Source organism: Polaromonas sp. P1_E1_2 (genome assembly GCF_056406035.1).
On the sequence record NZ_JBFUAZ010000473.1, the window covers coordinates 1 to 3367 of the forward strand.

The 3367-nt window shown below is 63.6% G+C and carries 2 protein-coding genes; both read right to left on the reverse strand.

Translation table 11 applies throughout. The features are described 5' to 3' along the window. Positions 1 to 847, reverse strand: an 847-nt coding sequence (locus tag AC1D1P_RS18310) for a patatin-like phospholipase family protein (protein WP_477673945.1), incomplete at its 3' end; no start/stop codon positions are given. Positions 848 to 971: 124 nt separating this feature from the next. Further along, positions 972 to 3335 carry a Tex family protein gene (locus AC1D1P_RS18315; protein WP_477673946.1) on the reverse strand — a complete coding sequence of 788 codons (2364 nt, stop codon included), beginning with the start codon at positions 3333 to 3335 and terminating at the stop codon, positions 972 to 974. Positions 3336 to 3367 lie beyond the last annotated feature (32 nt).

Consider the following 3367-nt stretch of genomic DNA (forward strand, 5'->3'; position numbering starts at 1 on the left):
TGTCGAGCCAGCCTGGCACCACGGCTCTCTGGAAATGCGGGTACAGCACCAATCCCGGCGATGACCCCGCCTCCCCTGCCGTGCCCCCGCGGTGATAGTTCAGGTGCAGGTGGTAGTCTGTGATGCCCCCATCCCAGTAGGCGCCGGGCGGCGCGCCGGGGATGTTGCGCACGGAGCGCAGCACAAAAGGGATGGAACAGCTGGCCTGAAGCGCCGGCTGAAAATTGGCTTCGTCCATCGGCACCTGGCGGGTCCGGTAGTCGGCAGTCGCAAACGGCAAGGGGGCGTTCCGGGTGGAAAACACGACGCGCTCCAGCCACGCGCCCATGGCCTTGCGGTGCAGGCTGTTGGTGAGGAAGGCACCGAAGTAGCCCAGCGGCGTGGCCACCTTGTGCTCACGGCCCAGCATGTGGCGGCCACGCGAGGTGACGATGTGCAGCCGATAGCGGGGATTTCCAATCACTTCCTGCACCCTGCCCCCGTAGAAAACCTTCAGGCTCTGGCCGAACTGCTCGCTGACGGCATCGGCGGTCGGGCGCTTCTGGCCGGGCTTGAGTTCGTAATGCTGGTGGATGTAATCGGTTTCGAGGCGCTGAAATGCGGCCGCCGGGTTGGCCAGGCAGGCCGTGGCCATGCGCCATGCGCCTATGGACGCACCGACCAGGTCCACCGGATGGCTGCTTTGCGCCAGCCAGTCCCCAAAGATAAAGCGGTCCAGTGCGCCAAGGATCAAGCCCTTGGGTCCGCCTGCCGCCCCGGGTACCACGGCAATGTCTGCCGGCTTGAGGCCGTTTTGCTCGATATGCCGGCGTGCCTTGGGGCCGGCGTAAATGCGGAGGGCTTGCATGGAGGTGGATGGTTGCTATTATTTTGATAGCTGGTTGCGCCCGTCAGTCAAGCGCCAGGGCCTGATTTAACCCTAAAAATGGGTCAATTCATGCCTTTCTGGCGACCTGACGTCATGCGCACAATTATTTCTTCAGTGCCGCCAGCTTGCTGAAGGCCGACTCCATGGCGGTCGCGGCGGCCGGTTGTGGTGCGCCTGGGCGGCTTCCATAGTTGCCGCCGCGGTTTTGCCCGCCCGGCGGCCGCGCGCTTTCAAAGCGGTTGTCACGCGGGCCGTCGCGGCGGGCCGGTGCGGCGTCGAGCTTCATGGTGAGTCCAATGCGCTTGCGCGCCACATCGACTTCGGTGACGCGCACTTTGACGATGTCGCCGGTTTTTACGACCTCACGCGCGTCGGTCACGAACTTGTTGGAAAGCTGGCTCACATGCACCAGGCCGTCCTGGTGCACGCCGATGTCGATAAAGGCGCCGAAGGCGGCCACGTTGCTGACCGTGCCTTCCAGCGTCATGCCTTCCTTCAAATCCTTGATGTCTTCCACACCGTCGTTAAAGCGCGCCACCTTGAAGTCGGGGCGCGGGTCGCGGCCGGGCTTTTCAAGTTCGGCAATGATGTCCTTGACGGTGATCACGCCGAACTGCTCATTGGCAAACAGCTCCGGCTTCAGGGTCTTGAGCATTTCGGCCCGGCCCATGAGCTCGGCCACCGGCTTGCCGGTGTGGGCCATGATCTTTTCAACCACCGGGTAGGTTTCGGGGTGCACGCCGGTCATGTCCAGGGGGTTGCTGCTGCTGCGCAGGCGCAGGAAGCCCGCGCTCTGCTCAAAAGTTTTGGCGCCCAGGCCGGTCACCTTGAGCAAATCGGCACGGCTGGCAAACGCGCCATTGGCATCACGCCAGCGCACCACCGACTTGGCCACCGTTTGCGACAGGCCCGACACGCGCGCCAGCAGCGGCACGCTGGCGGTGTTCAGGTCTACGCCGACGCTGTTCACGCAGTCTTCGACCACGGTGTCCAGGCTGCGCGCCAGGTCGCTCTGGTTCACGTCGTGCTGGTACTGGCCAACGCCGATCGATTTCGGGTCGATCTTGACGAGCTCGGCCAGGGGGTCTTGCAGGCGGCGCGCAATGCTGGCCGCGCCGCGCAGGCTCACGTCCACGTCGGGCATTTCCTGCGAAGCGAATTCACTGGCTGAATAAATGGAGGCACCGGCCTCGCTGACCACGACTTTTTCAATGGCCTGTTCCACTTTGGCCATTCCCTTGATCAGGTCCGCTGCCAGCTTGTCGGTTTCGCGGCTGGCTGTGCCATTGCCGATGGCGATCAGGTTGACGCCATGCTTTTCGCACAGCCTGGCCAGCGTGTGCAGGGAGCCATCCCAGTCCTTGCGTGGCTCGTGCGGGTAGACCGTGGAGGTCTCCACCAGCTTGCCGGTGGCGTCGACCACGGCCACCTTCACGCCGGTACGAATGCCCGGGTCCAGACCCATCACCACGCGCGGGCCGGCGGGCGCCGCCAGCAGCAGGTCGCGCAGGTTGTCGGCAAACACCTTGATGGCGACTTTCTCGGCMTCTTCGCGCAAACGGGTAAAGAGGTCGCGCTCGAGCGAAAGGCTGAGCTTGACGCGCCAGGTCCAGGCCACGGCCTTGCGGATCAAATCATCCGCCGGGCGTGCCTTGTGGCTCCAGCCCAGGTGCAGCGCGATCTTGCCTTCGGCGATGCTGGGCTTGCCGGGCTCGGCCTGCTCGGGCAACACCAGCTTGGCATCCAGAATCTCGAGCCCGCGGCCGCGAAAGACCGCCAGCGCACGGTGCGAAGGCACACGGCCAATCGGCTCGTCGTAGTCGAAGTAGTCACGGAATTTGCTGTTGTCGGCGTTGTTCTCGTCTTTGCCGGTCACCAGCTTGGAGCTGAACAGCCCTTCGCTCCAGAGCCAGTGGCGCAGCGACTGCACCAAACCGGCATCTTCGGCCCAGCGTTCACTGAGGATGTCGCGCACGCCGTCGAGCACGGCTTGCACAGTGGTGAAGTCGTCACCGCTTTCGTTCTTTTCGGCCTTCACAAAGGCCGCGGCTTCGTCGGCAGGTACCAGCGACGGGTCGGCAAACAGCTTGTCGGCCAGCGGCTCGATGCCGGCTTCACGCGCAATCTGGCCCTTGGTGCGCCGCCTGGGCTTGAAGGGCAGGTACAGATCTTCGAGGTCTTGCTTGGTGGCGGCAAACTCGATGGCTGCACGCAACTCGGGCGTGAGCTTGCCCTGCTCTTCAATGCTTTTGAGCACGGCTTCGCGTCGCTCTTCCAGCTCGCGCAGGTAGCCCAGCCGGTATTCCAGCTCGCGCAACTGGATGTCGTCCAGCCCGCCGGTGGCTTCCTTGCGGTAGCGCGCGATGAAGGGAACCGTGGCGCCGCCGTCAAGCAGCTCTACGGCCGCCTTGATCTGGTGTTCCTGGACTTTGATTTCTGCCGCGATCTGGCGGATGATTTTCTGCATATTGAAAGAGATGTTCGAAAAAGCTCGGAAAA